Here is a 26,348-nt window from a genome sequence, read left to right as displayed (position 1 = left end):
GCGGACGATCTCCCCGACGAGCTGCGTGAGGTTGCGCGATGAGCACTGCGGACCCCCTTCCCGCCGACGACGTGCTCCGGGTCGGCGTCCTCGGGGCCCGCGGGCGCATGGGCACCGAGGTGTGCCGCACCGTCGAGGGCGCCGAGGACCTCGACCTGGTCGCGATGGTCGACGAGGGCGACTGGCTGTTCTCGCTCGCCGATGCCGACACCCAGGTCGCCGTGGACTTCACGCACCCTTCGACGGTCGCGGAGAACATCCGGTTCTGCATCGACCAGAACATCCACTGCGTCGTCGGGACGAGCGGGATCACCCCGGACATGCTCGACACGATCCGCGGCTGGCTCGAGCCGAAGCCGGAGCTCGGCGTCATGGTGGTGCCCAACTTCGGCATCGGCGCGGTGCTCTCGATGCGGTTCGCGGCGCAGGCGGCCCGGTTCTTCGAGTCGGTGGAGATCGTCGAGCTGCACCACCCGAACAAGGCCGACGCGCCGTCGGGCACGGCGACCCGCACCGCCCAGATGATCGGGGAGTCGCGGGCCGCGGCCGGGCGCGGCCCGGGCCCGGACGCCACCACCCAGGACCCCGACCACGCCCGCGGCGCCGTCGTCGACGGGGTCCACGTGCACGCGGTCCGGATGGCCGGGCTCGTCGCCCACCAGCAGGTGCTGCTCGGGACGGCGGGGGAGACCCTGGTGATCCGGCACGACTCGCTCGACCGGGCCTCGTTCATGCCCGGCGTGCTGCTCGCCGTGCGGTCGGTGTCGACGCGGCCCGGCCTCACGGTGGGCCTGGAGTCGGTGCTCGACCTGGACTAGCGGGTCGTCCCTGCGGGGATGCCAGCAACGGCACGTTCCTGGCATCAGACGCCAGGACGGCGCCGCTCACTCATCGGCCCGCTCCGGTACTGGTGGCGGCAACGGCACGTTCCTGGCGTCAGACGCCAGGACTGCGCCGCTCACTCATCGGCTCGGGGCGGCCCCGAGCTACAGCAGCGGCAGGCCCAGGTCGTCTGCGGTCGGCTCGGGCGCGTACTCGAGGTCCAGCGAGCCGCCGAGGCGCACCTCGCGCAGCGGCCGCCCGCCCGCGTCGAGGGTGCGGACCGTCCCGTCGGGCTCCCACCCGGTACGGCCGTAGAACGCGCGGGAGGCCGCGTCGCGCTCGGGCACCCAGGTGATCCCGCGGGCCGCGCCGTCCGCGCGCAGCTCCTCGGCCGCCGCCACGAGCAGTCGTCCCCCGTGCCCCCGTCGGCCCCACCGCGGCGAGACCAGCAGCGTCGCGACCAGCCCGACCCGCCCGGCGTCGTCGGGCACGGCGCCCACCGCGTCCGCGACGTCGTCCTCGCCGGCCGCCCCGGCGAGGCAGAAGCCGACGACGACGTCGCCCTCGGTCGCCACCCGCAGGCCCGGCCCGGCGGCGGTGCGCGCCCAGGCGGCGGTGACGGCCTCGTCGTCGAACCCCTCGGTGAGCCCCGCGGGCAGGAAGCCGGCCCAGGCGCTCGTCCACACCTCGCGCTGCACGGCGGTGACGGCAGGCGCGTCGTCGGGGGCGGCGGGGCGGACGTGGGCGATCGCCATGGCGCGAGGGTGGCACGACGGCTGTCGTCCGCGTCACGGGAGGCGGGCCCGCAACGGTGGTAGACCTTCGCACCGCCGAAGCGTCCACCCGAGGAGGAGCCCCGTTGTCCGTCACCGACGAGCTGGTCGCCGCCAACGAGTCGTTCGCCGCGTCGTTCTCCGGGGGTGGGCTGCCCGGGCCGCCGTCGCGCCACGTCGCCGTCGTCGCCTGCATGGACGCCCGGCTCGACGTCTACCGCGCCCTCGGGCTGCGCGACGGCGAGGCCCACGTCCTCCGCAACGCCGGCGGCGTCGTCACCGACGACGTGCTGCGCTCGCTGACGATCAGCCAGCGCAAGCTCGCGACCACCGAGATCGTGCTGATCCACCACACGAAGTGCGGCATGGCGACGTTCGACGACGACGCGTTCGTCGCCGAGCTCGAATCCTCGGCCGGGGAGCGCCCCGCGTGGGCGCCCGGCGCGTTCGCCGACACCGAGCAGGACGTGCGGGAATCGCTGGCCGCGGTGCGGGCGTGCGCGTTCCTGACGCACACCGACGCGGTGCGGGGCTTCGTCTACGACGTCGACTCCGGCGCGCTGACCGAGGTCACGTGAGCGCCGGCTTCGACGTCGTCGCGGAGATCGACGGCCCGCACCGGCTCGACCTCGAGCCGGTCCGCCGCCAGGTGGCCGACCTCGCCCCGCTGACCGACCACGTGCTCGCGCCCGACAACCCGACGGCGCGCGCGGCGACGGGGCCGTGGATGGCCGAGGGGGTCGCGTCCGCGATCCCCGACCTCGAGCTGCCGGCGGGCCTCGAGGAGGCGCTGGCCGATGACCCGGACGCGCGGGTCGCCGCCGCGTGCGAGCACGCGCTCGCCGTGCGGGAGGCCGGCGTCGTCGACGGGGTGCGCCTCGTGGCGGTCAGCCGCGCGGGCCGGGTCGCGCGCCGGCCGGCGCCGTTGCTGGCCGCCGGGTGACTGTCGGGGGTCGGTGGCACGATCCGGCGCGTGGGAGATCACGCACTCGTGGCTGGTCCGGGGAGGCCGGAGCGGATGACCGCCGCGGCGGCGCGCCGCGCCGCGCTGGCCGCGCAGGGGCTCGACGCGCCGGTCCGCGCGGGGGCGTCGGCGGACCGCGGGACGCTCAAGCGGCTCGTCCGCCGGCTCGGGCTGCTGCAGCTGGACTCGGTGAACGTCGCGGTCCGCGCGCACTACGCCCCGCCGTTCGCCCGCCTCGGCGGCTACGACCGTGACGTCCTCGACGCCCTGGCCTGGCCGCAGACGGCGGCCGACCGGCGACGCCGGGCGTTCGTCGAGTTCTGGGCGCACGAGGCGAGTCTGGTCCCGGTCGAGGACTGGCCGCTGCTGCGCTGGCGGATGCGGGACAACACCGCGCGCACCAGCCGCTGGCTGGGCAGCGCCCTGGAGCACCGTCCCGACATCCTCGACGCGGTGCACGACGCCGTGGCCGTGCACGGGCCGCTCGAGGCGCGCGAGGTCGAGGAGGTGCTCGGCCACGCGGGGGAGCGCAAGGCCCGCGCCTACGGCGGCTGGTGGCAGCGCTCGGACGTCAAGGTCGCCTGCGAGCACCTGTTCGCCACGGGGGTCCTGACGACGGGCACGCGGCGCGGCTTCCGCCGGGCCTACGCCGTCACCGAGCACGTCCTGCCCCCCGAGGTGCTGGCGCGCGACCCCGACCGCGACGAGGCGATGCGCGAGCTCACCCGCCGCGCGGCGGCCGCGCTCGGGGTCGCGACGGAGCCGGACCTGCGCGACCACTACCGCCTGCCGCCCGCCGAGAGCCGCGCCGCGGTGGCCGAGCTGGTCGACGCCGGGGAGCTGGTGCCGGTGGAGGTCGCCGGGTGGGATGCGCCGGCGTACCGGTCGGCGGGGGCCCGAGTGCCGCGCCGGGTCACCGGGCGGGCGCTGCTCGCCCCGTTCGACCCGCTGGTGTGGTTCCGGCCGCGCACCGAGCGGGTGTTCGGGTTCGAGTACCGCATCGGGATCTACACCCCGGCCCACCAGCGGACCCACGGCTACTACGTCTTCCCGTTCCTGCTCGACGGCCAGCTGGTCGGCCGCGTGGACCTCAAGACCGACCGGGCGGCGGGGGTGCTGCGGGTGCCGGCGGCGTTCGCCGAGCCCGAGAGCGTCCAGCGCGGGGCCGACCAGCCCCGGGTCGCGGTCGAGATGGCGGACGCGCTGCGGGACATGGCGGCCTGGCTGGGGGTGGGCGACGTCGTCGTCGAGGGCGGCCCGCTCGCCCCGGCCCTCTCGCGCGCCCTCGCCCGCGCCGACGCCGGCTAGCGAGCAGGGCGACTAGGAGTGGATGAACCTGACACCGGGCGGCAGACCCCCGGTCCGTGAGGTGCGGGCGAGGACGGCGAGCAGGGTCTCCCGGAAGGCCTCGGCGGCGCGGGTTGGCGCAACGTCGGTGCGGTGCGCGAGCGCGATCGTGCGGTGGGTCCAGCCGGACCCGTCGAGGCGGGTGGTGTGCAGCCCGTGCCGGCCGGTGAGCACGAGGCTCGGGACGATCGCCACACCCAGCCCCCGCTCGACCATGCGCAGCACCGCGTCCATCTCGCCGCCCTCGACGGCGATCCGCGGGGTCACCCCGGCCGCGGCGCACGCGGAGAGGACCACCTCGCGCAGCTCGTAGCCGGGCCGGTGGACCACCAGCGGGTGACGGGCGAGCTCGACGATGCCGGCGTGGTCGCCAAGGGTCTCGTCGAGCCCGGCCTGCCCGCCCGCGGCGGAGATGGCGACGAGCTCCTCGCGCAGCACGGGCGTGAGCCGCAGCGGGCCGTCGCCGGCGGGCGCCCGGTCGCGCCGGTGGATGACGAGGGCGAGGTCGAGCTGGCCGTCCTCGAGGTCGGTGACGAGGTCCTGCGAGCCGCCCTCGCGGATCTGCAGCGAGATGGCGGGGTAGCTGGCGTGGAACACCGCGAGGACGTCGGCGAGCACCCCGACGCACAGGCTGGGGGTGGCGCCCACCCGGAGCCGCCCGCGACGCAGCCCCGCGAGCTCGGCGATCTCCAGCCGGGCGGTCTCGACGTCGGCGACGATCCGGCGCGCGAGCGGCAGCAACGTCTCACCCGCCGCTGTGAGTGTGACGTGATCCCTACCCCGTGTGAACAGGGTCTCGCCGAGATCATCTTCGAGGGACTGGATCTGTCGGCTGAGCGTGGGCTGCGCGATCCCCACCTCGCCCGCTGCCTGCACAAACCGTCCGGTGTCGGCGACGGCCAGGAAGTAGACGAGCTGTTTGAGCGTCACCGCAATAGCTTAAGAGCATCGCTGGACCGACTTGCATGCATTGGCAGTTGGCGTGTTCCCCGGCTTAGCGTGTCGCTCGTGGTCATGACCCAACACCGCAACATCGTCACGAGGACGTGGGGATCGTCCGTCGGCAAGAAGTCCGTCATGGCCGTGACGGGCGCGATCTTCTTGCTGTACGTGATCGCCCACATGATCGGGAACCTGAAGATCTTCTTCGGCCAGGAGACCTTCGACGCCTACTCCGAGCACCTGCGCACCCTCGGTGCCGAGATCTTCGGGTACGAGGGCGTGCTCTGGATCCTCCGCGTCGTGCTGATCGCCTCGGTGGTGCTGCACATGTGGGCGGCGTTCTCGCTCTGGTACAAGGCCAAGCGGGCGCGCCCGATCGGCTACCAGCACAAGAACCCGCAGGGCAGCTACGCCGCGCGGACCATGCGCTGGGGTGGCGTGATCATCGCGCTGTTCGTGATCTGGCACATCCTCGACCTGACCACGGGCACGGTGAACCCGGACCCGGCCGGCGGGGCGTACGCCAAGCTCGTCGCGAGCTTCGACCGCCCCGTCGTGGCGATCTTCTACATCGTCGCGATGGTCGCGCTCTCGACGCATATCAGCCACGGTTTGTGGTCGGGAATCCAGACCCTGGGCGGCAACAGCGCGATGCGGCAGCACGCCCTGAAGACCTTCTCGATCGCCGTCGGGGTCGTCATCGCCGTCGGCTTCGCGATCATCCCGATCTCGGTCATGACCGGTCTGGTGAGGTGAGCAATGTCTGAGCTGCAGCAGGAGCCCACGGCGACGCAGGGCGAGGGCCGCTACGTGCTCGGTGACCCGATCGCCGACAACCGTGCGCCCGACAGCCCCATCGGCGACCGCTGGGACGACCGGAAGTTCTCGGCCCGCCTGGTGAACCCGGCGAACCGCCGGAAGATGAGCGTCATCGTCGTCGGCACCGGCCTGGCCGGCGGGGCCGCGGCCGCGACGCTCGGCGAGGCCGGCTACCACGTCAAGTCGTTCTGCTACCAGGACACGCCCCGGCGCGCGCACTCCATCGCCGCGCAGGGCGGCATCAACGCCGCGAAGAACTACCGCAACGACGGCGACTCGGTGCACCGCCTGTTCTACGACACCGTCAAGGGCGGGGACTTCCGCTCGCGCGAGTCGAACGTCCACCGCCTCGCCGAGAACAGCCTCTCGATCATCGACCAGTGCGTCGCGCAGGGCGTGCCGTTCGCCCGGGAGTACTCCGGCCTGCTCGACACCCGCTCGTTCGGCGGCACCCAGGTGTCGCGGACGTTCTACGCGCGGGGCCAGACGGGCCAGCAGCTGCTGCTCGGCGCGTACCAGGCCCTGGAGCGCCAGATCGCGGCGGGCACCGTCGAGATGCACCCGCGCACCGAGATGCTCGACCTGATCGTCGTCGACGGCCGCGCCCGCGGCATCGTCGCGCGCAGCGTGCTCACCGGGGAGATCGAGACCTACCTCGCCGACGTCGTCGTGCTCTGCACCGGCGGCTACGGCAACGTCTACTACCTCTCCACCAACGCCAAGGGCTCCAACGTCACGGCGGCGTGGCGGGCGCACCGGCGCGGGGCGCTGTTCGCGAACCCCTGCTACACCCAGATCCACCCGACCTGCATCCCGGTCAGCGGCGAGTACCAGTCGAAGCTGACCCTGATGTCGGAGTCGCTGCGCAACGACGGCCGCGTGTGGGTGCCGAAGGAGCGCGGCGACGAGCGACCGCCTCACGAGATCCCAGACGACGAGCGGGACTACTACCTGGAGCGCCAGTACCCGGCGTTCGGGAACCTGGTCCCGCGCGACATCGCCTCGCGCGCGGCGAAGAACATGTGCGACGCCGAGCACGGCGTCGGGCCGGGCGGTCTGGGCGTCTACCTGGACTTCAAGGATGCCATCGGGCGTCTCGGGCGCCACGCCGTCGAGGCGAAGTACGGGAACCTCTTCGAGATGTACCAGCGCATCACCGGGGACGACCCGTACGAGGTCCCGATGCGCATCTACCCCGCGATCCACTACACGATGGGCGGGCTCTGGGTCGACTACGACCTGCGCTCCACCATCCCGGGCCTGTTCGTGGGCGGCGAGGCCAACTTCTCCGACCACGGCGCCAACCGGCTCGGCGCGTCCGCGCTGATGCAGGGGCTCTCGGACGGGTACTTCATCCTCCCGACGACGGTGGCCGACTACCTCGCCGACGCCCCGTTCGCCGAGGTCCCCGAGGACCACCCCGCGGTGCGCGAGGCCGTCGAGTCGACCCACGCCCGGATCGACAAGCTCCTCTCGGCCAACGGCAACCGCACCGTCGACTCGTTCCACCGCGAGCTGGGTCAGCTCGTCTGGGACCAGTGCGGCATGGCCCGCAGCAAGGAGGGCCTGGAGAAGGCGCTCGACCGGATCCCGTCGCTGCGGGAGGAGTTCTGGCGCGACGTCAAGATCGTCGGGACCGGGGACGGCTTCAACCAGTCGCTGGAGAAGGCCAACCGCGTGGCCGACTTCATGGAGCTCGCAGAGCTCATGTGCCTCGACGCGCTGCACCGCGAGGAATCGTGCGGCGGGCACTTCCGCGTCGAGCACCAGACCGAGGACGGCGAGGCACAGCGCGACGACGAGGACTTCTCCTACGTCGCCGCGTGGGAGTGGACCGACGGCGGCAAGCCGGTCCTGCACAAGGAGGACCTCGAGTTCTCCTACGTCCACCCGAGCCAGCGCAGCTACAAGTAAGAAGGCATCAGCAGATGAAGCTCACCCTGCGGGTGTGGCGTCAGAAGAACGCCGACACCAAGGGCAAGATGGTCAAGTACCACCTCGACGACGTCGAGGAGGACATGTCGTTCCTCGAGATGCTCGACGTGCTGAACGAGAAGCTGGTCCTCGACGACGAGGACCCGGTGTCGTTCGACCACGACTGCCGCGAGGGCATCTGCGGCTCGTGCGCGATGGTCATCAACGGCATCCCGCACGGCCCGCAGAAGAACACCACGACGTGCCAGCTGCACATGCGGCACTTCAAGGACGGCGACACGATCGACGTCGAGCCGTGGCGGGCCCGGGCGTTCCCGGTGATCAAGGACCTGGTGACCGACCGCTCGGCGTTCGACCAGATCATCCAGGCCGGCGGGTACGTCAGCGTCAACACCGGTTCGGCGCCCGAGGCCCACGCGACTCCGGTCGACAAGGCCTCCGCCGACGACGCGTTCGACGCCGCCACCTGCATCGGCTGCGGCGCCTGCGTGGCGGCGTGCCCGAACGGCAGCTCGATGCTGTTCACCGCCGCCAAGGTCACCCACCTCGGGCTGCTCCCGCAGGGCCAGCCCGAGCGGGCGACCCGCGCGATCACCATGCTCGCCAAGCAGGACGAGCTGGACTTCGGTGGGTGCACCAACGTCGGGGCGTGCGCCGAGGTGTGCCCCAAGGGCATCCCGCTGGCGTCGATCTCGCAGCTCAACCACGACGTGCTCGGCGCGACCCTCGCCGGGGCCCGCTCGGACTGAGTACCCCCCGGGCCCGCCCGGCCCGGCCTGCCCGCACGAACGGCCGGTTCGTCACCTTCGAAGGTCACGAACCGGCCGTTCGTGCGTTGCGGGGCCCCGCTACGCCGGGGCGGCCGAGGCCACCCGGGCACTCCCGGCCGCGGCCCGGCCCCGGATGCGCAGCACCGGCGCGCCGCCGGGCGCCTCGTCGGTGGCCTCCGGGCGGGTCCTGCTCACCGGCAGGTCCGACGAGGCCGTGCCGGCGGCGGAGCGCAGGTCGACCGACGCGTCCACCCCCGCGTGCACGCCGACCCGCACCGAGCCCGCGCCCGTGGTCAGGTCGAGGGCACCGGCGGACGCGTCGCGCACCGTGATGTCCCCGCTCCCGCAGCGCACCGTGAGGTCGGCGGACACGCGGTCCGCGGTGATCGACCCGCTGCCGGCGACCACCTCGACGGGGGCCGCCACCTCGTCGAGCACCACGTCGCCGGCGCCGCCCTTGACCCGCAGCACCCCGGCGACGCGGCGCACCGCGACCTCCCCGGCCCCGCAGTGCACCGCGCTGCGGGTGACGACCTCCTCGAGGGAGACCCCGCCGGTGGTCCGGACGTCCACCGCGCCGGGACGCCCGGTCACCTCCACCGGTGCCGCCCCGGCCCGGACCGCGACGCCGCTCCCGGCGGGGGCGTGCACCGTCACCACCAGCGGCACCGCCCGCAGGGCCACCTCACGGGGGCCGCGGACGGTCAGCCGCCCGTCCTCGAGCGCGATCGTCACGGCCGCCACGGCGCGGGCGGCGCGCTCCTCGGGGTCCTCGCCGGGCCGGCCCCCGAGTCCCGAGAGCATCCCGAGGTCGAACCCGAACCGCCGCTCGAGCCCGCCGGCGGCGTCCACCAGTCCCGCGAGGCCGCGGACCCAGCCGGGCGCTCCCTCCGGGTCGGCGGTCACCTCGACGCGCACCTCGGGGGTCCCGACGGCGGGTGTCGGCTCGCCGGCCGTGCCTTCTTCCGCCGTGGGCGTGGTCGTCGGGGACCCGTGGAGCCGGACGTCGAGCCGCCCGGCGTCGATCTCCACGGAGGCGTCGACGGCGCCGGCGACCTCGAAGCGCTCCTCCCGGGTCGACGCGCTCATCCCCGCACCCACCCGGAGACGCCGGAACCGCCCTCGTCGTCACCCGACGACGACCCCTCCTGGGGCTCGCGCGGCGCGTCGGACGCCGCATCGGCGCCCGGACCGCCGTCCCAGCCGTCCCAGCCGCGGCCCCAGTGCTGGCCGCGGCCCCAGTCGTGGTCGCGGAACTTGCCGTGGCCCCAGGAGTCGCGCAGCGCGCCCTGGACGGCCTGGGAGATCCAGGAGTTCAGGGACATGCCCTGCGCGGCGGCGGCCTGCTCGGCCTGGCCCTTGATCTGGTCGACGAGGCGCAGCGTCATGCGCGAGATGTCGCCCATGTCGCCCGGGCCGGGCCCCGGGCGTCCAGGGGGAGAGCCGGGGCGGTCGAAGCCCCGTCCGGACGAGCCGGCCCCGACGAACGGGCTCGACGCCGGACCGGCGTAGAAGCCGCCCGCCGCGGGGTCCTCCTCGGCGGCGGGGGTGCGGTCGACGACGACGTCGACCTCGCGGCCGCGCAGGCGCAGCGAGACGGAGTGGTCGTCGAGCGAGTCGGAGATCTCGGAGGCGAGATCGGAGAGGGCGTTCAGGAGGGCGAGGCGGACGGCGGGCTCGAGGGCCCCGGCCAGCGCGGTGCCGGCCCGGGCGGTCTGCTCGTCGCCCACCGACGCCGCGGCAGCGAGATCGTCCCGCAGTGCGGTGACGTAGGGCGTGAGGTCCATGCCACCACCATGACACCATGAAGACACCACGGCAACCTCCCTGGTGTCGCGGTGATGTCAGGCCTGGCTGTCGGGGGGAGCGGTTACCGTGGGCGGGTGCCGGAGACCGTGACGCCGCAGGTGACGCTGATCGCGAAGACGGAGTTCATCCCGCCCGCCGGGGTGCCGTGGGAGACCGACGCGGACGGCGGCCAGGCGCTCGCCGAGTTCGCGGGCCGGGCCTGCTACCAGTCGTGGACCAAGCCGAACCCCGCGACCGCGAGCAACGCCGGGTACCTGCGCCACATCCTCGAGGTCGGTCACCTCTCGGTGCTCGAGCACGGCACCGTGACCTTCTACCTCACGGGCATGTCGCGCAGCCTCACCCACGAGCTCATCCGTCACCGGCACTTCTCCTACTCGCAGCTCTCCCAGCGCTACGTGCCCGAGCGGGACGCGGCGATGGTGGAGCCCGAGGTCATCGCGTCCGACCCCGAGCTCCACGAGCTCTTCACCGAGGCGAGCGCCGCCGCGCTGGCCTCCTACGAGAAGCTGCTCGCCGGGCTCGAGGAGCGCTTCGCCGACGAGCCGAACCGCACGCTGCGCCGCAAGCAGGCCCGGCAGGCGGCCCGCGCGGTGCTCCCCAACGCCACCGAGACGCGCATCGTCGTCACCGGCAACTACCGGGCCTGGCGGCACTTCATCGCCATGCGGGCGAGCGAGCACGCCGACGTCGAGATCCGTGACCTCGCGATCGCCTGCCTCGAGGTCCTGCAGGCCGAGGTCCCCAACGTGTTCGCCGACTTCGTGATCAGCGAGCTGGCCAACGGCTCCCGCGTCGCGTCGAGCCCGTACGTCGCCGAGGGGTGATCCACAGCCGGACCGGGTAGGAGGGCGACATGAGTGCTCCCCGGTCCGCCGGCGCCGTGGCCGCCGCCGAGCGCAACGCCCTGGCCGACCTCCTCCTCGAGCGCGGGCCCGACGAGCCCACGCTGTGCGGCGACTGGACGACGAACGACCTGCTCGCGCACCTCGTCATCCGCGAGCGCCGTCCGGACGCCGCGCCGGGGATCCTGATCCCGCCGCTGTCGTTCTGGACCGAGCGCGTGCAGGCGCAGGCGGCGAAGCGCGACTTCGGCGCCAACGTCGCGCTCATCCGCAGCGGCCCGCCGTCGTGGAGCCCGATCGCGCTGCCCTTCCTGGCCGGGGTGGACGTCCAGGAGTACTTCATCCACCACGAGGACGTCCGCCGCGCCGCGGCGGACTGGTCGCCCCGGCCGCCGGAGCCGACGCGGGACGGGCTGCTGTGGAAGCAGCTCGGCCTGCTCGGCCGGTTGTCCTTCCGGTCGAGCCCGGTCGGGGTGACGCTGCAGGCCCCGGACGGCCGCGAGCACGCGGTCAAGAGCGGCCCGCGGACGGTGACGATCGTCGGGGAGCCGGGTGAGCTCCTCGTCTTCTCCAGCGGGCGGGAGCAGGCGGTGGTGTCGTTCGAGGGCGAGCCGGCCGACGTGGCGAGCGTGAAGGCCCTCGACCGCGGGCTGTAGGGCGCGAGAACCCCTCGCACAACACCGGCCCCAGGGGTGGGCGGTACGGTGGGGTCCGCATGAGCACGCCCGTCGACAGCGCCGACCGCGCCACCTCCGGAGATCCCCGGGTCGCTGGTCGGTCGCTCCGGGCGCCGTGCTCCCGCAGACATCCCGCGACCCGTGAGGGGTCGCACCCGTTGGTGACCGCCCCGCGACCCGGCGTCGGAGAGACGCGAGCCGGGCGACGCCGCACGACCAGGAGGAACGACATCCACACCCACAACCCCACCGGGGTGATCCGGTGAGCCGATCGACCGCACAGCGCCGCCGGGGCAACGGCGGCAACCAGAACGACCAGCAGGGCGCCAAGCCCGCCGGGCACGCCGACCACGACTGCGGCCAGGGCTCCGGCGTCCCGACCCAGTCGGTGCCGCAGACCTCGGGCGTCGTCGCAGACACGCCCCCGAAGCCGCTCGCGCAGGGCGCGCTGCGGGTCGTCGCGCTCGGCGGCGTCGGCGAGGTCGGCCGGAACATGACCGTGCTGGAGTACGGCGGGCAGCTGCTCATCGTCGACTGCGGCGTGCTGTTCCCCAGCGAGGAGTCGCCCGGCGTCGACCTCATCCTCCCCGACTTCCGGGCCATCGAGGACCGGCTCGACGACGTGGACGCGCTCGTGCTCACCCACGGGCACGAGGACCACATCGGCGCGGTGCCCTTCCTGCTGCGCCAGAAGCCGGACCTGCTCGTCGTCGGGTCGCGCTTCACGCTCGCGCTGGTCGAGGCCAAGTGCCGGGAGCACCGCCTCACGCCGCACCTGCTCGAGGTGCGCGAGGGCGAGCGCAACCACTTCGGCACGTTCGACTGCGAGTTCTTCGCGGTCAACCACTCGATCCCCGACGCGCTCGCCGTGGCGGTCCGCACCCCGGGCGGCACCGTGCTGCACACCGGGGACATCAAGCTCGACCAGCTGCCGCTCGACGGGCGCCTCACCGACCTCGCCGGGTTCTCCCGTCTCGGCGACGAGGGTGTGGACCTGCTGCTGGTCGACTCGACGAACGCCGAGGTCCCCGGGTTCGTCACGCCCGAGCGCGAGATCGCGCCGGTGATCGACGACGTGTTCCGCAAGGCCCCCAGCCGGCTCATCGTCGCCTGCTTCGCCAGCCACGTGCACCGCGTCCAGCAGGTGCTCACCGCCGCGCAGCAGCACGGTCGCAAGGTCTGCTTCACCGGGCGCTCCATGGTCCGCAACATGGGGATCGCGGCCGACCTCGGCCTGCTCGACATCCCCGAGGGCCTGCTCGTCGACCTCGACGACGCGCTGGCGATGCCCGAGCGGGACGTCGTGCTCGTCTCGACCGGCAGCCAGGGGGAGCCGCTGTCCGCGCTCGGGCGCATGGCGCGCGGCGACCACCGGCAGATCACGATCACCCCGGGCGACACCGTCGTGCTGCTCTCCAGCCTCATCCCGGGCAACGAGACCGCGGTCTTCGCCGTGATCAACGGGCTCACCCGGCTCGGCGCCGAGGTGGTCCACTCCGGGGTCGCGAAGGTGCACGTCTCCGGGCACGCGAGCGCGGGGGAGCTGCTGTTCCTCTACAACGCGCTGCGCCCCGGCAACGTCATGCCGGTGCACGGCGAGTGGCGCCACCTGCGGGCCAACGCCGAGATCGCGAAGCGCACCGGCGTGCCGGCGCAGAACGTGGTGATCGCCGAGGACGGCGTCGTGGTCGACGTCGTGGACAAGCAGGCCGCGATCGCGGGACGTGTCGAGGTCGGGCACGTCTACGTCGACGGCAACCAGGTCGGCGACGTCGGCGAGTCCACGCTCTCGGACCGCCTCGTGCTCGGCGAGGGCGGCTTCATCGCGATCACGGTGGCCGTCGAGGCGGCGACCGGGCGCGCGGTGTCCCCGCCTCGGATCTCCGGCCGCGGGTTCTCCGACGACCCCAAGGCGCTCGAGGACGTCGTCACGCTCGTCGAGATCGAGCTCTCGCGCACCGAGGCCGAGGGGATCACCGACACCCACCGGATCGCGCAGTCGGTGCGCCGGGTCGTGGGCAAGTGGGTCGGGGAGACCTACCGGCGCCGCCCGATGATCGTCCCGACGGTGCTGCCGGTCTAGGCGCGGGCGCCATGTGAACGTTTCCGGTCGCCCTGGCGACCACATCCGTTCACATCGCGCGGAGCGCCTTTCCCAGGTACTCCCGCACCGGGGTCCAGAGCTCCGGGAGCACGAGGTCGACCTGCTCGAGGCGGTACCACGCCACCTGCAGGCTGACCGCCACCTCGTCGGCGGGCGGGTCCGTGACCGGGCGGGCGGCGACGTAGGTCGTCGCGATCCCGTCGACCACCGAGCGCCCCAGCTGGCGGCCGGCCCGGATGCGCACGCGGGTCTCCTCGAGGCACCCGCGCTCCGCGGTGGCCCCCGGCGACTCCCGCGGCTCGGGGCGCCCGCCGGGCAGCACCGCGGGCGGGGTCTCGCCGGGACGGTGCAGGAGCAGCACGCCGGGCGGGGCGGTGACGACCGCCAGCACGAGGTGGTTCTCCCGGCTCACCCGCACTCCCTATCACGATCGGTGGGGCAGACTCGGGGTCGATGGCCACCGAGGACGCAGGCGGGCGGGCCGGAGCTGCGGTTCCACGACGAGTACCCGCCGGGCACCCGAGCGGCGATCAGCCCCGGGCGGCGAGGAGGTCGACGGCGTGCGCGAGCCGGTCCGCGGCGCCGTCGGGCGGGAGGCGTCCGGCGCGGCCGAGGGTCGCGAGCCCGTGCAGAGTGGCCCAGCCGACCTCGGCGTGCCGGTCCGGGTCGCCGGGCGCGGCCGGGGCCAGCGTGTCCCGCACCACGACGAACGCCTCGCGCAGCGGGGCGGGGGTGTCCTCCCGGGCGAAGGGCAGCGCCGCGGACTCGAACATCGCGGAGTAGAGCGCCGGGTGCGCCGCGGCGAACGCCAGGTAGGCGGAGCCGAGCGCCCGGACGGCGTCCGCGGGCTCGCGCCGGCCCTCCACCGCCGCCCGCAGCGCCGTCGCCAGCTCCGCGAACCCCTCGACGGCCACGGCCGCGACGATCTCGTCCTTCCCGCCGGGGAAGTGGCCGTAGAGCACCGGCTGGCTGTACTCGATCCGCTCGGCGAGCCGGCGCGTGGTCACCGCGTCCCAGCCCTGCTCCTCGGCGAGCTCGCGGGCGATGGCGACGATGCGGCGGTGCCGCTCGGCGCGCTCCCGCTCCCTGCGTTCCCGGACGGCCATATCGTGACTCTAGCATCGCTAGCGATTCGAGCAACGATCGGCTAGCGTGGTCGCCAGAGAGCTAGCACTGCTAGGACAACGGAGGCGACGATGGACGTGCTGGGTGTGGTGACGGTGGTGGCGGTCGGGCTGCTCGTCGGGGTGGAGCTCGCGGTGGCGGTGTTCGTCAACCCGATGCTGGATCGGCTGCCGGGCGACGCGGGGCTCGCGGCCCGCAGCGACGGGGCGCGGGTGCTGGGCCGGGTGATGCCGTTCTGGTACTCGGGTTCGGTCGTGCTGGCCGTCGGCTGGGTCGTGCTGGCCTGGGGCGGGGCCCCGGCGGTCCCGGTCCTGGTGGCGGCGGTGCTGCTGGTGGTGGCCGTCGTCGCGTCGATCGCGCTGCTCGTGCCGATCAACGACCGCGTGAAGACGTGGAGCGCGGGCGACGCGCCGGCCGACTGGCGGGCCCAGGTGGGCCGGTGGGACCGGCTGCACCACGGCCGTGTCGCCCTGCTGGTGGCGGCGTTCGCGCTGGCGGCGGTCGGCCTGCTCGCCGCCTGAGCGGCGATCCGGCGAGACTGTGCCGGTGCGTGCCGCGACCCTGATCTCCCGGGTGAGCTCCCCGACGCTGCTGCTCGCGGTCCTCTATCCGGTGGTGGGCGCCCTCGCCGTCGGGTGGGCCGGCGTGGCGTGGTCGCTGGTGGGGATCGTGTTCACCGTGGCGATCCCGGCGGCGATCGTCGACGTCGGGGTGCGCCAGGGCCGCTACACCGACCACCACCTGTCGCGGCGCGAGCAGCGCGCGGTGCCGATGGGCCTGTCCGCGGCCTCCGTGCTCGTCGGGGCGGCCGTGCTGGTGCTGGCGGGCGCGCCGCGGGCGATCGTGGCGCTGCAGGTGGCGGTGCTGGTGACGGTGCTCGTGGTGACCGCGGTGACGCTGGTGTGGAAGGTCAGCCTGCACGTCGCGGTCGTCGGGGCGGCGGCGTGCGTGCTGACGCTGCTGGGCGGCAGCGCTGGCGGGTCGCTGTGGGCGCTCTCGTGGCTCGCGGTGCCGGTGGTCGGCTGGGCGCGGCTGCGGCTGACCGCGCACACCCTCGCCCAGATCGTCGTCGGGTGCGTGCTCGGCGCGCTCGTGACCGGCGCCGTGCTGGTGATCGCGGGCGTAGGTTCCGTCCCGTGAGCAGCACGACCTCCTGGGACCCCGACCTCTACCTCGACTTCGACGACCTGCGCTCGCGGCCCTTCGCCGACCTGCTCGCGAGGGTGGGGGCCCGCGAACCGCGCCACGTCGTCGACGCCGGCTGCGGCCCCGGCCACCTCACGACGGCGCTGGCCCGACGCTGGCCCGGGGCCCGCTGCAGCGCGTTCGACTCCTCGCCGGACATGGTGGCCGCCGCCCGGGAGCGGGGGATCGACGCAGCGCAGGCCGATGTCGCGACCTGGGTGCCGGACGGCGACGTGGACGTGGTCGTCACCAACGCCGTCCTGCAGTGGGTGCCCGGGCACCGCGGGCTGCTGATGAGCTGGGTCGACGCCCTGCCCGCCGGGGGCTGGCTGGCCATGCAGGTCCCGGGCAACTTCACCGCGCCCTCGCATGAGCTCGCCCGCGCGGTGGCCGAACGGTTCGGGGTGCCGCTGCGCGACGCGGCGACGGTGGCCGAGCCCACCGACTACGCCGACGACCTCGCGGCCGCCGGGGCGGACGCGGTCGACGTCTGGGAGACGATGTACCTGCAGCGGCTCACCGGCGACGACCCGGTGCTGCACTGGATCTCGGGCACCGCGCTGCGCCCGGTGCGCGACGCGCTCGACGAGGAGCGCTACGCCGACTACACCGCCGAGCTCGCGCCGCTGCTCCGCGAGGCCTACCCGCGGCGGGGCGACGGCTCGACCTGGTTCCCGTTCCGCCGGATCTTCGCGGTGGCGCGCGTGTAGGAGCGCGGTGTCGCCGCGCGCCGCGGCGGCTCCGGCACCATCGAGGGCACACTGCGCGAGGAGCGCTTCACCCCGGACGACCTGCGGCGCTGACCCGGACCCGGGAACACCCCGGGTGCGACGCGTGTGGCTCCCGGGGCGCGTGCCGTTTCCCGTTTACGGTGATCCCATGCCCCGCACCGACACCTCCGCGCGCAGCCGTCCCCTCACCCGGGGCCGCACGCCGGAGCGCGTCGTGGAATCGGCGCAGCCGGCACCCCGGTCCCGGACGGGCGCGGGGAAGGGCGGCGGCCGCCGGGCTCCCGCGAAGGGCTCGGCCGGACGCCGCGCCCCCGCCCGCCGGCCCGCCTCCCGCCGCGGCCCGGGACCGATCGTCCGCGGCCTGCGCGGCGCGTGGACCCTCACCGCCCGCGGGCTGGGCTCGCTGGCCCGCACCGTCGGGCGCGGCCGCGACATCGACGCCGCGCACCGTCGGGACGGCATCGCCCTCGCGCTGGTGATCGTCGCGCTCGTCACCGCGGCGGGGCTGTGGGTGCACGCCGGCGGGCCGGTGGGCGCGGGTATCGAGGTCGCCTTCCGCACCGTGCTCGGCTCCGTCGCGCTCGCGCTGCCGGTCATCCTGCTCGCCGTCGCCGTGCTGCTCCTGCGCACCGACCCCGACCCCGAGACGCGGCCCCGCTCCGTCGTCGGGGCCCTGCTGCTCGCCCTCGGCGTCCTCGGGGTGTGGCACCTCGCCGTCGGGGCCCCCGTCGCGCTGGCCGGTCGCCAGGCCGCGGGCGGGGTGGTCGGCGCCGTCGTCGCCGACCCGCTCACCGCCGGGGTCACGGTCTGGCTCGCGATGCCGGTCCTCGTCCTCGTCGCCGCGTTCGGCCTGCTCGTGCTCACCGGCACCCCGGTGCGCGACGTCCCGCGGCGGGTGCGCTGCCTGGTCACCGGCGAGCCCTTCGACGAGGAGCACGACGACGAGTGGGGCGGGGTCGAGGACGTCGACGTCGACGCCGACGCTGCCGACCCCGAGACCACCACGCTGCGCCGGCCGAGCCGGAAGCGCTCCGCGGGGACCGACGACAACGGGGCCGACGGGGACGGGGCCGACCCGTCCGACGCTGCCGCGCACCCGGCGCGGCACCGCGACGCCACCGGCACCCTCGACACCGACCCCGCCGGCCCGGCCGACGCCGCCGCGGACGCCCCGGCCGTGGACGAGCCGGCGCCCGCCCGCAGGCGCCGTCCGAAGAAGGTCCCGGCCGCCGAGATCCCCGAGACGCCGCCCCCGGCGCCCGAGGTCGCCGACTCCGAGACCGACCCGCAGGCGGCCGCCAGCTTCAGCTCGCACCGCGAGGTCGCCGACCCCGAGGCCGCGTACCACCTGCCGCCGCCGGACCTGCTGGTCCCCGGCGAGCCGCCCAAGGCCCGCAGCGCCGCCAACGACGCCATGATCGACGCGATCACCGGCGTGCTGGAGCAGTTCAAGATCGACGCCCAGGTCACCGGCTTCACGCGGGGCCCGACGGTGACCCGCTACGAGGTCGAGCTCGGCCACGGGGTGAAGGTCGAGAAGATCACCCAGCTGCACCGCAACCTGTCCTACGCCGCGGCCACCGAGAACGTGCGCCTCCTCGCGCCGATCCCGGGCAAGTCGGCGGTCGGCATCGAGGTGCCGAACACCGACCGCGAGATGGTCCGGCTCGCCGACGTCCTCACCTCGGGCACTGCCCGCCGCGAGACCCACCCGATGGTCATCGGGCTGGGCAAGGACATCGAGGGCCAGATGGTGACGGCGAACCTCGCGAAGATGCCGCACCTCCTCGTCGCAGGCTCCACCGGCTCCGGCAAGTCGAGCTTCGTCAACTCGATGCTCGTGTCGCTGCTCGCGCGGGCCACCCCGGACGAGGTCCGGATGATTCTGATCGACCCCAAGATGGTCGAGCTGACGCCCTACGAGGGCATCCCGCACCTGATCACCCCGATCATCACCTCGCCCAAGAAGGCCGCGACCGCGCTGGCGTGGCTGGTCGAGGAGATGGAGCAGCGCTACGCGGACATGCAGGCCAACCGCGTGCGCCACATCGATGTCTTCAACGAGAAGGTGCGCTCGGGGGACATCGCGGCGCCGCTGGGCTCGGAGCGGGTCTACCGGCCCTACCCGTACATCATGTGCATCGTCGACGAGCTCGCCGACCTCATGATGACCGCGCCGCGCGACGTCGAGGACGCCATCGTCCGGATCACGCAGAAGGCCCGGGCCGCCGGCATCCACCTCGTGCTCGCCACCCAGCGCCCGAGCGTCGACGTCGTCACCGGCCTCATCAAGACCAACGTCCCGTCGCGGCTGGCGTTCGCCACCAGCTCGGTGACCGACAGCCGCGTCATCCTCGACCAGCCGGGCGCCGAGAAGCTCATCGGCATGGGCGACGCGCTCTTCCTCCCGATGGGCGCGGGCAAGACCCACCGGCTGCAGGGCGCCTTCGTCGGCGACGACGAGATCTCCGGCATGGTCGAGTTCTGCAAGGAGCAGGCCGAGCCCGACTACGACGACAGCGTCACCACCGAGGCCGCGGCCGAGCGCAAGGAGATCGACCCCGACATCGGGGACGACCTCGAGGTCCTGCTGCAGGCCGCCGAGCTGGTGGTGACGAGCCAGTTCGGCTCCACATCGATGCTGCAGCGCAAGCTGCGGGTCGGGTTCGCGAAGGCGGGCCGGCTCATGGACCTGCTCGAGACCCGCGGCGTCGTCGGCCCGAGCGAGGGCTCCAAGGCCCGTGACGTGCTCTTCAAGCCCGAGGAGCTCCCCGACCTCATGGCCTCGATCCGCGGCGAGCCCGCCCCGAGCAGCCGGGATGGCGACGGCGCGGAGGGTCCCGACGGGGCCGCGTCCACCGACCGTGCCCTGCCGGAGGAACCCGCCTGATCGGGTCAGCGTGTCCCTGCGGCGCGCGTCGGGGCGTCTGAGAAGCTGCGCCGCACATCCCACGGGTCGGGGGGAGCGGACATGACCGAGCACGAGTCACGGGTGGCGGTCGGCACGGTGGACGACGCCCCCGACGCCGTCGGTGACGCCCTCGACCCGGCCGGGCTCCCGGAGCCGGCCGCCCCGACCGGCGACCTGATCGCCGACCCGGGGGCCGAGCCCGCCGTCCTCGAGGCGGTCGCCCGGGAGCGTGGCCGGATCGCCGCCGACCTGCGCGCGGTCGTCGTCGACGCCCTGCACCGGCTCTCCGAGACCCCGGCCGAGCCGGAGGACCGCGAGGCCGTCGCGGCGCACGCCCGGACCGCGCTCGACGCCGTCCACCGCGCCGCCGCGCTCGGTGGCCTCCCGCTCCCGGGCGGCCCGTCGGGTCCCGCCCGCGGGCACGCGCTGCGCCCGGCGGGGCTCGTCGTCGGGACCCTCGTCGGTGCGGCGGCGGTCTCGCTCGCCGCGCTGGTCGTCGTGCTGCTCCCCGGCAGCGTCGCGGCCGGTCCCCTGCTCGTGGTGGCGCTCGCGGTGGCCGTGGCGCTGACGGGGTGCCACGCCCCGCCGGCCGCCTCGGCGGTGGTGCTCGCGGTGGTGCTCGGCGTGCTCGCCCTGGCCGCCCCGTGCGCGCTGACCACCGCGTCGACCACCGGTGCCGTCGCCGGGACCGTCGACCTGCCGGTGGAGGCGGCCCCGGAGCCGGGGGAGTGCCTGCTGCTCGGGGTGGTCCTCGCGGCCGCGTACGCCCTCGGGCTGCACCGGCGCCGCCACGTGACCGCCACCGGGCGCCGCACCCTGCTGGGAGTCCTCGACGGCGAGGCCCGCGGCGCCGCCGACGGGCGCCTCGGGCTCCCGGAGTCGCTGCACCAGACCCTCACCACCGAGCTGCGCGCCCTCGCGGGGCCCGACGCCGGCGACCCGCGGCGCCGCCGGCTCGCGCGGCACCGGCTCGCGGCGGTCCTCCCGACGCTCGCCGCCGTCGATGTCGAGCCCGGCCGGGGCATGCCCGAGCTCGACGCCGTGCTCGACGAGGGCCGGGTCGCCGTGCTCGTCGCCTCGGCCCGGCACGCCGCCCAGATCGGGGGCGCGCCCGCCGCGCGGCACGGCGGGCGCCCGCCGTCGGTGGTGGTGCGGGGCGTGCCCGCGGTCGGGCACCCCGAGGTCGGGCTGCTCGCGGCGCGCCTGCTGGGCGAGCTCGTCGCCGAGATGGCGTCGCGCTCCGGGCCGGTGGCCGCGTGCGTGAGCGTCGAGCACCGCGCCGACGCCGTCGTGCTGGAGGTGGCCTCCGGGCGCAGCCGGGTGCCGGGCTCGCGGCCCGGCCGGCTCCCCGCCGGCCTGGCCGAGCGGGCCGCTCTGCTCGGCGGCACCGTCGAGGTCACCTCGTGCCGCGAGGCGATCTCGGTCCGCGTCGTGCTCCCCCCGGACGGGACGCTCCCCGCCCCGGCGTCCGCACCCGCGGCGCCGGGGCCGCTTCCCACCGGGCCGGCCGCCGCGGCCTAGAGATCGAGCAGCATCCGGGTGTTGCCCAGGGTGTTCGGCTTGACGTAGGCGAGGTCGAGGAACTCCGCGACGCCCTCGTCGGCCGACTGCATCATCTCCAGGTAGACCTCCTGGCTCACCGGCGAGCCCTCGATCTCCCGGAAGCCGTGCCGGACGAAGAAGTCGACCTCGAAGGTCAGCACGAACAGGCTCGCCAGCCCCAGCGCCCGGGCCTGCGCGATCAGCTCGTCGACGAGGGTGTGTCCCACCCCGCCGCCCTGGACCGAGCGGTGCACCGCGATCGTGCGCACTTCGCCGAGGTTCTCCCAGAGCACGTGCAGCGCCCCGCACCCGACCACCTCGTGCCCCCGGACGGCCACCCGGAACTCCTGCACGGTCTCGTAGAGCGTCACCAGCGGCTTGCGCAACAGGATGTTGTCCGAGGCGAACCCGTCGACGAGTGCCTTGATCCCCCGGACGTCGGCGGTCCGGGCCCGGCGCAGCAGGATCGGCGCGTTCCCGGAGGTCGTGGGGGTACCGGTGCTGGGGTCGGTGACCGGGGACATGGCGGGCCAGCCTAGGCGGGCGGGCGGCCCGGGACCGTGCGCGACCGGCGTCTCTCGACCTGGCCGCCGGGCGTCTACCCTGGACGGGTGCCGCAGCGCGAAGAGGACTCCCGCGCGGGCGCGTCCGGGAACCCGACCGCAGCGCAGCTCGACGACCGACGCCGCGTGGCGCTCGTGACACTCGGCTGTGCCCGCAACGACGTCGACTCCGAAGAACTGGCCGGCCGGCTCGCCGCCGAGGGCTGGGAGGTCGCCGGGGGCGACGACGGCAGCGCCGACGTCGTCCTCGTGAACACCTGCACCTTCGTCGAGCAGGCCAAGAAGGACTCCGTCGACGCGGTGCTGGCCGCGGGCGGCCCCGACTCGAAGGTCGTCGCGGTGGGCTGCATGGCCGAGCGCTACGGCGCCGAGCTCGCCGAGGCCCTGCCCGAGGCGTCGGCCGTCCTCGGGTTCGACTCCTACGGCGCGATCTCCGAGCGCCTCGACGACGTCCTTGCGGGCCGCCCGCTCGCCGCGCACACCCCCGCCGACCGCCGCACCCTGCTGCCGCTCTCGCCGGTGAAGCGGCCCGAGGCGGTCCGGGACGGCTCGATCCCCGGTCACGACTGGCTGCCGGAGATCCCCCGCCGGCGTCTCGACGACGCTCCGGTGGCGCCCCTGAAGCTCGCCTCCGGGTGCGACCGGCGCTGCGCGTTCTGCGCCATCCCCTCGTTCCGCGGCGCCTTCGTCTCGCGTGCGCCGGAGGACGTCGTCGCCGAGGCCGCCTGGCTGGCCGACCACGGCGTCGCCGAGGTCACGCTGGTCAGCGAGAACTCCACCTCCTACGGCAAGGACATCGACGCGCGGGGGGCTGCGGGCGGGGCGTTGGAGCGCCTGCTCGGGTCGCTGACGGCGGTGCCCGGGCTGCGGCGGGTGCGGGTGTCCTACCTGCAGCCGGCCGAGGTCCGTCCGCCGCTGCTCGCCGCGATCGCGCGCACGCCCGGCGTCGCCGACTACTTCGACCTGTCCTTCCAGCACGCCTCCGGGCCGCTGCTGCGGCGCATGCGGCGGTTCGGGTCGCGATCGTCCTTCCTGTCGCTGTGCGCCGAGATCCGGGCGCTCGCGCCCGAGGCCGGCATCCGCTCCAACGTCATCGTCGGGTTCCCGGGCGAGACCGAGGCGGACCTCGCCGAGCTGGAGGCCTTCCTGTCCGAGGCCGACCTCGACGCCGTCGGGGTGTTCGGCTACTCGGACGAGGACGGCACCGAGGCGGCCGACCTGCCCGACAAGATCGACCCGGTCGAGGTCGCGGCCCGCGTCGAGCGGATCACCTCGCTGGTCGAGCACCTCACCGCCGACCGCGCCGCACGCCGCATGGGCACCGAGGTGGAGGTGCTGCTCGAGCGCCAGGAGCTCTCGTCGGACGCCGCGTCGGCGTACCCGGATCTCGCCGAGGTCGACGACCTCGACCTCGCCGAGCTGGGGCTCTCCGAGGACGACGTCCCGGAGATGACCGACCTGGAGGACGGGGCCGAGGACGGGGATGCCGAGGTGGAGGACACCGAGCCGGGCGACCTCGTCTGGATCGGCCGGGCGGCCCACCAGGGCCCCGACGTCGACGGCGAGTGCCTGCTCACCGGGGGCGAGGCCCTGCTTGCCGGGCTCGGGCGCGGGGCGGTGGTCCGGGCGCGGGTGACCGGCTCGGACGGCGTCGACCTCGTCGTCGAGGCCCTCGAGGTGCTCCACCCGGGGGCGGGGACCGTCGCCGCCGAGCCGGCCGTGGCCGGCGCGCGATGACCCAGCCGCCGGGGTCGTCCGCCCCGTCGTCCGCGGACGGCAGCGCGGCCTCGGGACGCGTGGCGGGGCCCGCGACGGCGACGCGCGCGCCGGTGCCGCTGGTCAACATCGCCAACGCGCTCACGGTGGCCCGGCTGGTGCTGGTGCCGGTGTTCCTCGCGGTCCTCTTCGTCGACGGCGGGCACGCCACGTACTGGCGCTGGGTCGCGTTCGGGGTGTTCGCCGTCGCGTCCCTGACCGACAGCTTCGACGGCGAGTTCGCCCGCCGCTGGGGCCTCGTCACCGACTTCGGCAAGATCGCCGACCCGATCGCCGACAAGGCCCTGGTCGGCGCCGCGCTGGTGGGCCTGTCGGTCCTCGGCGAGCTCGCGTGGTGGGTCACGATCGTCATCGCGGTCCGCGAGCTGGGGATCACCGCGATGCGGTTCTGGGTGCTGCGTCACGGTGTGATCCCGGCCAGCCGCGGCGGCAAGCTCAAGACCGTGCTCCAGACCCTGGCGCTCGGCCTGGCGATCATGCCGCTGCCCCCCGTCGCGGAGCCCGTGGTGGCCACGCTCTTCCTGCTCGCGGTGGTGGTCACGGTGGTGTCGGGCCTGGACTACGTCGCGCAGGCGGTGCGCCTGCGCCGGGCCGCGACGGCCTGAGCTCGGCTGTTCGCCGTCGGCGAACCACACCCGTCGGGGGTCGGCGGGACCGACGCGGTGGTGCCGGAGTCGGTACCGTGGGTAGAACGGTCATCGACGCCGGGCTCCCCGCGGGGCCGCTTGGTCCCCGCGTCCGGGGTGCGGTGAGGGCGGAGGTGCGAGATGGCGCTGCTGTTGCGCGAGGCGATCGGCGGCACGATCCGGCGTGCACGTACCGCGCGCCGGCGGACCCTGCGCGACGTCTCGCGGGACGCCCGGGTGAGCCTCGGCTACCTCTCCGAGATCGAGCGCGGCCGCAAGGAGCCCTCGAGCGAGCTGCTCGCGGCGATCTGCGACGCGCTGGCGCTCTCGCTGCCCGACCTGCTCGACGACGTCGCCAACACGCTGAGGCCTGACTCGATGCGCCCCGCCACCTCCCGCCGGGCGCCCGCGCGCCTGGCCGGCCGCCGCCTCGTCGGGGTGGACCCGGCGCTGCGCTCCGCGGTCGAGGAGGCGCTCGAGGGTGCCGGCGACGACGCCGTCGAGACCGCCGCGGTGGGGGGCGGCGAGACCGCCGCGGGGACGACGCCGGAGGAGCCGGCGGCGCACGCGGGCGCGCCGGCCGAGGTGGTCGACCTCGCCGGCGACCCCGCCACCGAGCCGGCCGGCGAGGACGAACCGGACTTCGGCGACCCGGAGGCTGCCGGCGAGCTGCGCGTGGTCGAGCTGGTGACGGTCGGGCGCGAGCCCGCCGGCGCCGTCCGCTCGGCCGCCTGAGGCCCTGACCGCTCGCCGCTCGCCGCTCACGATCACCGATCCGGACGTCCGGCACGTGACCTCGGTGGAACGCAGCGCCGCGAGCTGACACGATGGGTGAGGAGTCCAGGTCAGCCAGTCAGGCCTGTGCGGATGATGACGAGTTGGGCGGGAGCAGATGGCCAACCCCTTCGTGAAGGCCTGGAAGTACTTCCTGGCGGCGTTCTCCTCGAAGATCGATGAGCACGCGGACCCGAAGGTCCAGATCCAGCAGGCGATCGAGGACGCCCAGCGCCAGCATCAGGCGCTCTCGCAGCAGGCGGCCTCGGTGATCGGCAACCAGCGCCAGCTGGAGATGAAGCTGAATCGGCAGCTCGGGGACATCGAGAAGCTGCAGTCCTCGGCCCGCCAGGCCCTGACGATGGCCGACCAGGCCCGCGCCAAGGGCGACGAGGCGGCCGCGCAGCAGTACGAGCAGTCCGCGCAGGCGTTCGCGACGCAGCTCGTCACGGCCGAGCAGAACGTCGAGGACCTCAAGACGCTGCACGACCAGTCGATCGGTGCCGCGCAGCAGGCCAAGCAGGCGGTCGAGCGCAACGCCCAGGTGCTGCAGCAGAAGCTCGCCGAGCGGACCAAGCTGCTCAGCCAGCTCGAGCAGGCCAAGATGCAGGAGCAGGTCTCCGCGTCGCTGCGCTCCATGAGCGAGGTCGCGGCGCCGGGCAACACGCCCTCGCTCGACGAGGTCCGGGACAAGATCGAGAAGCGGTACACCACGGCGCTCGGGCAGGCGGAACTGGCGCAGAACAGCGTGCAGGGCCGGATGCTCGAGGTGCAGCAGGCGACCACCGACTTCGCCGGGCAGAGCCGCCTGGAGCAGATCCGGGCGTCGATGAACGGTCCAGGTCAGGTCACGCAGGGCCAGCCTGCCGCCGGGCAGACCCAGCCGGCGCAGCCCGCTCCGGCCCAGGCCCCGACCCAGCAGTACGCGCCGCCCCAGCAGAACTAGCGGCCCCCGTTCCGACCGAAGGGCCCCTTCGCGCGATTAGATCGTGCGACGGGGCCCTTCGCTCGTTCGCGGGGTTGGGCCGGCGTTCCGGCGAGGGGCGCCCACGGCCGATCTATTCGACCGAAGGTGCCCTTCGGTCGAAACGGGGGCCGGGCTCAGCCGTACCGCGACCGCCGACCCGACTGCTGCTGCGGCCGCCGCCCGCCCCGCCGCGGCGGCAGCTCCGGGTGCGGACCGGGCTGGCAGGTGGGGCAGAAGTAGGCGACACGGTCCTCGGCGTCGGGCCTGCCGTCGTCCTGGCGGGCCACGGCCACCACGTCCCGGCACCGCCGGCACCCGCGCCCGCCGCGCTCGAACACCCA

The 26,348-nt window shown here is 74.5% G+C and carries 26 protein-coding genes and 1 pseudogene; 19 read left to right on the top strand and 8 right to left on the bottom strand.

Annotated elements, in window-relative coordinates; all coding sequences use genetic code 11:
- The first annotated feature begins 38 nt into the window (after positions 1-38).
- Positions 39-818, top strand: a complete 780-nt coding sequence (gene dapB, locus VGH76_RS03615) for a 4-hydroxy-tetrahydrodipicolinate reductase (RefSeq protein WP_331555241.1) — start codon at positions 39-41, stop codon at positions 816-818.
- A 168-nt stretch (positions 819-986) separates the two neighbouring features.
- Here the strand turns inward: dapB and VGH76_RS03610 are convergent, their stop codons facing one another.
- On the bottom strand, positions 987-1,577 hold the full coding sequence (locus VGH76_RS03610) for a GNAT family N-acetyltransferase (protein ID WP_331555240.1): 591 nt from the start codon (positions 1,575-1,577) through the stop codon (positions 987-989).
- Between the two features lie 104 nt (positions 1,578-1,681).
- On the opposite strand from VGH76_RS03610, the gene VGH76_RS03605 reads away from it, so the two are divergent.
- The 3 genes from VGH76_RS03605 to VGH76_RS03595 all read left to right on the top strand — a co-directional run bounded on the left by VGH76_RS03605 (position 1,682) and on the right by VGH76_RS03595 (position 3,867).
- Positions 1,682-2,173, top strand: coding sequence for a carbonic anhydrase (locus VGH76_RS03605; RefSeq protein WP_331555239.1), 492 nt, complete (start codon positions 1,682-1,684; stop codon positions 2,171-2,173).
- Positions 2,170-2,538: a hypothetical protein gene (locus tag VGH76_RS03600; RefSeq protein WP_331555238.1), complete on the top strand. Its 369-nt coding sequence runs from the start codon at positions 2,170-2,172 to the stop codon at positions 2,536-2,538. The genes VGH76_RS03605 and VGH76_RS03600 overlap by 4 nt, the downstream gene beginning before the upstream one ends.
- Before the next feature lie 75 nt (positions 2,539-2,613).
- Positions 2,614-3,867 (top strand): winged helix-turn-helix domain-containing protein, encoded by a 1,254-nt coding sequence (locus tag VGH76_RS03595; RefSeq protein ID WP_331555237.1) that lies wholly within the window; start codon positions 2,614-2,616, stop codon positions 3,865-3,867.
- A gap of 12 nt (positions 3,868-3,879) precedes the next feature.
- Here the strand turns inward: VGH76_RS03595 and VGH76_RS03590 are convergent, their stop codons facing one another.
- Positions 3,880-4,836 carry a LysR family transcriptional regulator gene (locus VGH76_RS03590; protein WP_331555236.1) on the bottom strand — a complete coding sequence of 319 codons (957 nt, stop codon included), beginning with the start codon at positions 4,834-4,836 and terminating at the stop codon, positions 3,880-3,882.
- 84 nt (positions 4,837-4,920) lie between these two features.
- Here VGH76_RS03590 and VGH76_RS03585 point away from each other — a divergent pair, with 84 nt between their 5' ends.
- Genes VGH76_RS03585 through VGH76_RS03575 form a run of 3 tightly spaced genes read left to right on the top strand, consistent with a single transcriptional unit; the run spans position 4,921 to position 8,351 of the window.
- Entirely contained in the window at positions 4,921-5,604 is a 684-nt protein-coding gene (locus VGH76_RS03585; RefSeq protein ID WP_331555235.1) for a succinate dehydrogenase cytochrome b subunit, read from the top strand.
- A gap of 3 nt (positions 5,605-5,607) precedes the next feature.
- On the top strand, positions 5,608-7,581 hold the full coding sequence (locus VGH76_RS03580) for a fumarate reductase/succinate dehydrogenase flavoprotein subunit (protein WP_331555234.1): 1,974 nt from the start codon (positions 5,608-5,610) through the stop codon (positions 7,579-7,581).
- A gap of 14 nt (positions 7,582-7,595) precedes the next feature.
- Positions 7,596-8,351 carry a succinate dehydrogenase/fumarate reductase iron-sulfur subunit gene (locus tag VGH76_RS03575; RefSeq protein WP_331555233.1) on the top strand — a complete coding sequence of 252 codons (756 nt, stop codon included), beginning with the start codon at positions 7,596-7,598 and terminating at the stop codon, positions 8,349-8,351.
- A 99-nt stretch (positions 8,352-8,450) separates the two neighbouring features.
- Here the strand turns inward: VGH76_RS03575 and VGH76_RS03570 are convergent, their stop codons facing one another.
- Together VGH76_RS03570 and VGH76_RS03565 are read right to left on the bottom strand one after the other, a co-directional pair.
- Positions 8,451-9,461 (bottom strand): DUF4097 family beta strand repeat-containing protein, encoded by a 1,011-nt coding sequence (locus VGH76_RS03570; RefSeq protein ID WP_331555232.1) that lies wholly within the window; start codon positions 9,459-9,461, stop codon positions 8,451-8,453.
- The gene (locus tag VGH76_RS03565; RefSeq protein WP_331555231.1) at positions 9,458-10,159 is read right to left on the bottom strand and encodes a toxin-antitoxin system HicB family antitoxin; all 702 of its coding nucleotides are present in this window, start codon (positions 10,157-10,159) and stop codon (positions 9,458-9,460) included. Before VGH76_RS03565 ends, VGH76_RS03570 begins: the two co-directional genes overlap by 4 nt.
- Before the next feature lie 96 nt (positions 10,160-10,255).
- On the opposite strand from VGH76_RS03565, the gene thyX reads away from it, so the two are divergent.
- The 3 genes from thyX to VGH76_RS03550 all read left to right on the top strand — a co-directional run bounded on the left by thyX (position 10,256) and on the right by VGH76_RS03550 (position 13,786).
- Positions 10,256-11,008 carry an FAD-dependent thymidylate synthase gene (gene thyX, locus VGH76_RS03560; protein WP_331555230.1) on the top strand — a complete coding sequence of 251 codons (753 nt, stop codon included), beginning with the start codon at positions 10,256-10,258 and terminating at the stop codon, positions 11,006-11,008.
- A gap of 29 nt (positions 11,009-11,037) precedes the next feature.
- Positions 11,038-11,682 (top strand): TIGR03085 family metal-binding protein, encoded by a 645-nt coding sequence (locus VGH76_RS03555; RefSeq protein ID WP_331555229.1) that lies wholly within the window; start codon positions 11,038-11,040, stop codon positions 11,680-11,682.
- Positions 11,683-12,091: 409 nt separating this feature from the next.
- Entirely contained in the window at positions 12,092-13,786 is a 1,695-nt protein-coding gene (locus VGH76_RS03550; RefSeq protein ID WP_331555243.1) for a ribonuclease J, read from the top strand.
- 49 nt (positions 13,787-13,835) lie between these two features.
- Here the strand turns inward: VGH76_RS03550 and VGH76_RS03545 are convergent, their stop codons facing one another.
- Entirely contained in the window at positions 13,836-14,219 is a 384-nt protein-coding gene (locus VGH76_RS03545) for an NUDIX hydrolase (protein WP_331555228.1), read from the bottom strand.
- Between the two features lie 118 nt (positions 14,220-14,337).
- The gene (locus tag VGH76_RS03540) at positions 14,338-14,913 is read right to left on the bottom strand and encodes a TetR/AcrR family transcriptional regulator (RefSeq protein WP_331555227.1); all 576 of its coding nucleotides are present in this window, start codon (positions 14,911-14,913) and stop codon (positions 14,338-14,340) included.
- A 90-nt stretch (positions 14,914-15,003) separates the two neighbouring features.
- On the opposite strand from VGH76_RS03540, the gene VGH76_RS03535 reads away from it, so the two are divergent.
- The 5 genes from VGH76_RS03535 to VGH76_RS03515 all read left to right on the top strand — a co-directional run bounded on the left by VGH76_RS03535 (position 15,004) and on the right by VGH76_RS03515 (position 21,280).
- Positions 15,004-15,453 (top strand): anthrone oxygenase family protein, encoded by a 450-nt coding sequence (locus tag VGH76_RS03535; protein WP_331555226.1) that lies wholly within the window; start codon positions 15,004-15,006, stop codon positions 15,451-15,453.
- Between the two features lie 25 nt (positions 15,454-15,478).
- Positions 15,479-16,072: a hypothetical protein gene (locus tag VGH76_RS03530; protein WP_331555225.1), complete on the top strand. Its 594-nt coding sequence runs from the start codon at positions 15,479-15,481 to the stop codon at positions 16,070-16,072.
- Positions 16,069-16,827 (top strand): trans-aconitate 2-methyltransferase, encoded by a 759-nt coding sequence (locus tag VGH76_RS03525; protein WP_331555224.1) that lies wholly within the window; start codon positions 16,069-16,071, stop codon positions 16,825-16,827. Before VGH76_RS03530 ends, VGH76_RS03525 begins: the two co-directional genes overlap by 4 nt.
- 169 nt (positions 16,828-16,996) lie before the next feature.
- Complete coding sequence (locus VGH76_RS03520) at positions 16,997-19,738, top strand: DNA translocase FtsK (RefSeq protein WP_331555223.1); 2,742 nt, start codon at positions 16,997-16,999, stop codon at positions 19,736-19,738.
- Between the two features lie 81 nt (positions 19,739-19,819).
- Entirely contained in the window at positions 19,820-21,280 is a 1,461-nt protein-coding gene (locus VGH76_RS03515; RefSeq protein ID WP_331555222.1) for a hypothetical protein, read from the top strand.
- Here VGH76_RS03515 and VGH76_RS03510 read toward each other — a convergent pair.
- Entirely contained in the window at positions 21,277-21,825 is a 549-nt protein-coding gene (locus VGH76_RS03510) for an amino-acid N-acetyltransferase (protein WP_331555221.1), read from the bottom strand. The genes VGH76_RS03515 and VGH76_RS03510 overlap by 4 nt on opposite strands.
- Positions 21,826-21,990: 165 nt before the next feature.
- Between VGH76_RS03510 and VGH76_RS03505 the strand changes: the two genes are divergently transcribed.
- From VGH76_RS03505 to VGH76_RS03490, 4 genes are all read left to right on the top strand, one after another.
- The gene (locus VGH76_RS03505) at positions 21,991-23,601 is read left to right on the top strand and encodes a MiaB/RimO family radical SAM methylthiotransferase (RefSeq protein WP_331555242.1); all 1,611 of its coding nucleotides are present in this window, start codon (positions 21,991-21,993) and stop codon (positions 23,599-23,601) included.
- Positions 23,598-24,245 carry a CDP-diacylglycerol--glycerol-3-phosphate 3-phosphatidyltransferase gene (gene pgsA / locus VGH76_RS03500; RefSeq protein ID WP_331555220.1) on the top strand — a complete coding sequence of 216 codons (648 nt, stop codon included), beginning with the start codon at positions 23,598-23,600 and terminating at the stop codon, positions 24,243-24,245. The genes VGH76_RS03505 and pgsA overlap by 4 nt, the downstream gene beginning before the upstream one ends.
- A 162-nt stretch (positions 24,246-24,407) precedes the next feature.
- Positions 24,408-25,001 carry a helix-turn-helix domain-containing protein gene (locus VGH76_RS27890; RefSeq protein WP_414637661.1) on the top strand — a complete coding sequence of 198 codons (594 nt, stop codon included), beginning with the start codon at positions 24,408-24,410 and terminating at the stop codon, positions 24,999-25,001.
- A 157-nt stretch (positions 25,002-25,158) separates the two neighbouring features.
- Entirely contained in the window at positions 25,159-25,986 is an 828-nt protein-coding gene (locus VGH76_RS03490) for a PspA/IM30 family protein (RefSeq protein WP_331555219.1), read from the top strand.
- Positions 25,987-26,141: 155 nt separating this feature from the next.
- Here the strand turns inward: VGH76_RS03490 and VGH76_RS03485 are convergent.
- A pseudogene (locus VGH76_RS03485) lies at positions 26,142-26,348 on the bottom strand (DNA glycosylase); the annotation flags it as partial.

The sequence above is a fragment of the Actinomycetospora sp. genome, from assembly GCF_036497585.1.
Taxonomy (GTDB): domain Bacteria; phylum Actinomycetota; class Actinomycetes; order Mycobacteriales; family Pseudonocardiaceae; genus Actinomycetospora.
The sequence above is the reverse complement of the archived record's forward strand: the minus strand, read 5'-3'. Positions and strand labels throughout refer to the sequence as shown.

Coding starts and splice junctions, on each gene's coding strand:
- VGH76_RS03610 (WP_331555240.1), bottom strand. CDS start 1,577: ATGGCGATCGCCCACGTCCGCCCCGCCGCCCCCGACGACGCGCCTGCC.
- VGH76_RS03555 (WP_331555229.1), top strand. CDS start 11,038: ATGAGTGCTCCCCGGTCCGCCGGCGCCGTGGCCGCCGCCGAGCGCAAC.
- VGH76_RS03570 (WP_331555232.1), bottom strand. CDS start 9,461: ATGAGCGCGTCGACCCGGGAGGAGCGCTTCGAGGTCGCCGGCGCCGTC.
- VGH76_RS03580 (WP_331555234.1), top strand. CDS start 5,608: ATGTCTGAGCTGCAGCAGGAGCCCACGGCGACGCAGGGCGAGGGCCGC.
- VGH76_RS03575 (WP_331555233.1), top strand. CDS start 7,596: ATGAAGCTCACCCTGCGGGTGTGGCGTCAGAAGAACGCCGACACCAAG.
- VGH76_RS27890 (WP_414637661.1), top strand. CDS start 24,408: ATGGCGCTGCTGTTGCGCGAGGCGATCGGCGGCACGATCCGGCGTGCA.
- pgsA (WP_331555220.1), top strand. CDS start 23,598: ATGACCCAGCCGCCGGGGTCGTCCGCCCCGTCGTCCGCGGACGGCAGC.
- VGH76_RS03585 (WP_331555235.1), top strand. CDS start 4,921: ATGACCCAACACCGCAACATCGTCACGAGGACGTGGGGATCGTCCGTC.
- VGH76_RS03520 (WP_331555223.1), top strand. CDS start 16,997: ATGCCCCGCACCGACACCTCCGCGCGCAGCCGTCCCCTCACCCGGGGC.
- dapB (WP_331555241.1), top strand. CDS start 39: ATGAGCACTGCGGACCCCCTTCCCGCCGACGACGTGCTCCGGGTCGGC.
- VGH76_RS03515 (WP_331555222.1), top strand. CDS start 19,820: ATGACCGAGCACGAGTCACGGGTGGCGGTCGGCACGGTGGACGACGCC.
- VGH76_RS03595 (WP_331555237.1), top strand. CDS start 2,614: ATGACCGCCGCGGCGGCGCGCCGCGCCGCGCTGGCCGCGCAGGGGCTC.
- VGH76_RS03565 (WP_331555231.1), bottom strand. CDS start 10,159: ATGGACCTCACGCCCTACGTCACCGCACTGCGGGACGATCTCGCTGCC.
- VGH76_RS03490 (WP_331555219.1), top strand. CDS start 25,159: ATGGCCAACCCCTTCGTGAAGGCCTGGAAGTACTTCCTGGCGGCGTTC.
- VGH76_RS03535 (WP_331555226.1), top strand. CDS start 15,004: ATGGACGTGCTGGGTGTGGTGACGGTGGTGGCGGTCGGGCTGCTCGTC.
- VGH76_RS03540 (WP_331555227.1), bottom strand. CDS start 14,913: ATGGCCGTCCGGGAACGCAGGGAGCGGGAGCGCGCCGAGCGGCACCGC.
- VGH76_RS03510 (WP_331555221.1), bottom strand. CDS start 21,825: ATGTCCCCGGTCACCGACCCCAGCACCGGTACCCCCACGACCTCCGGG.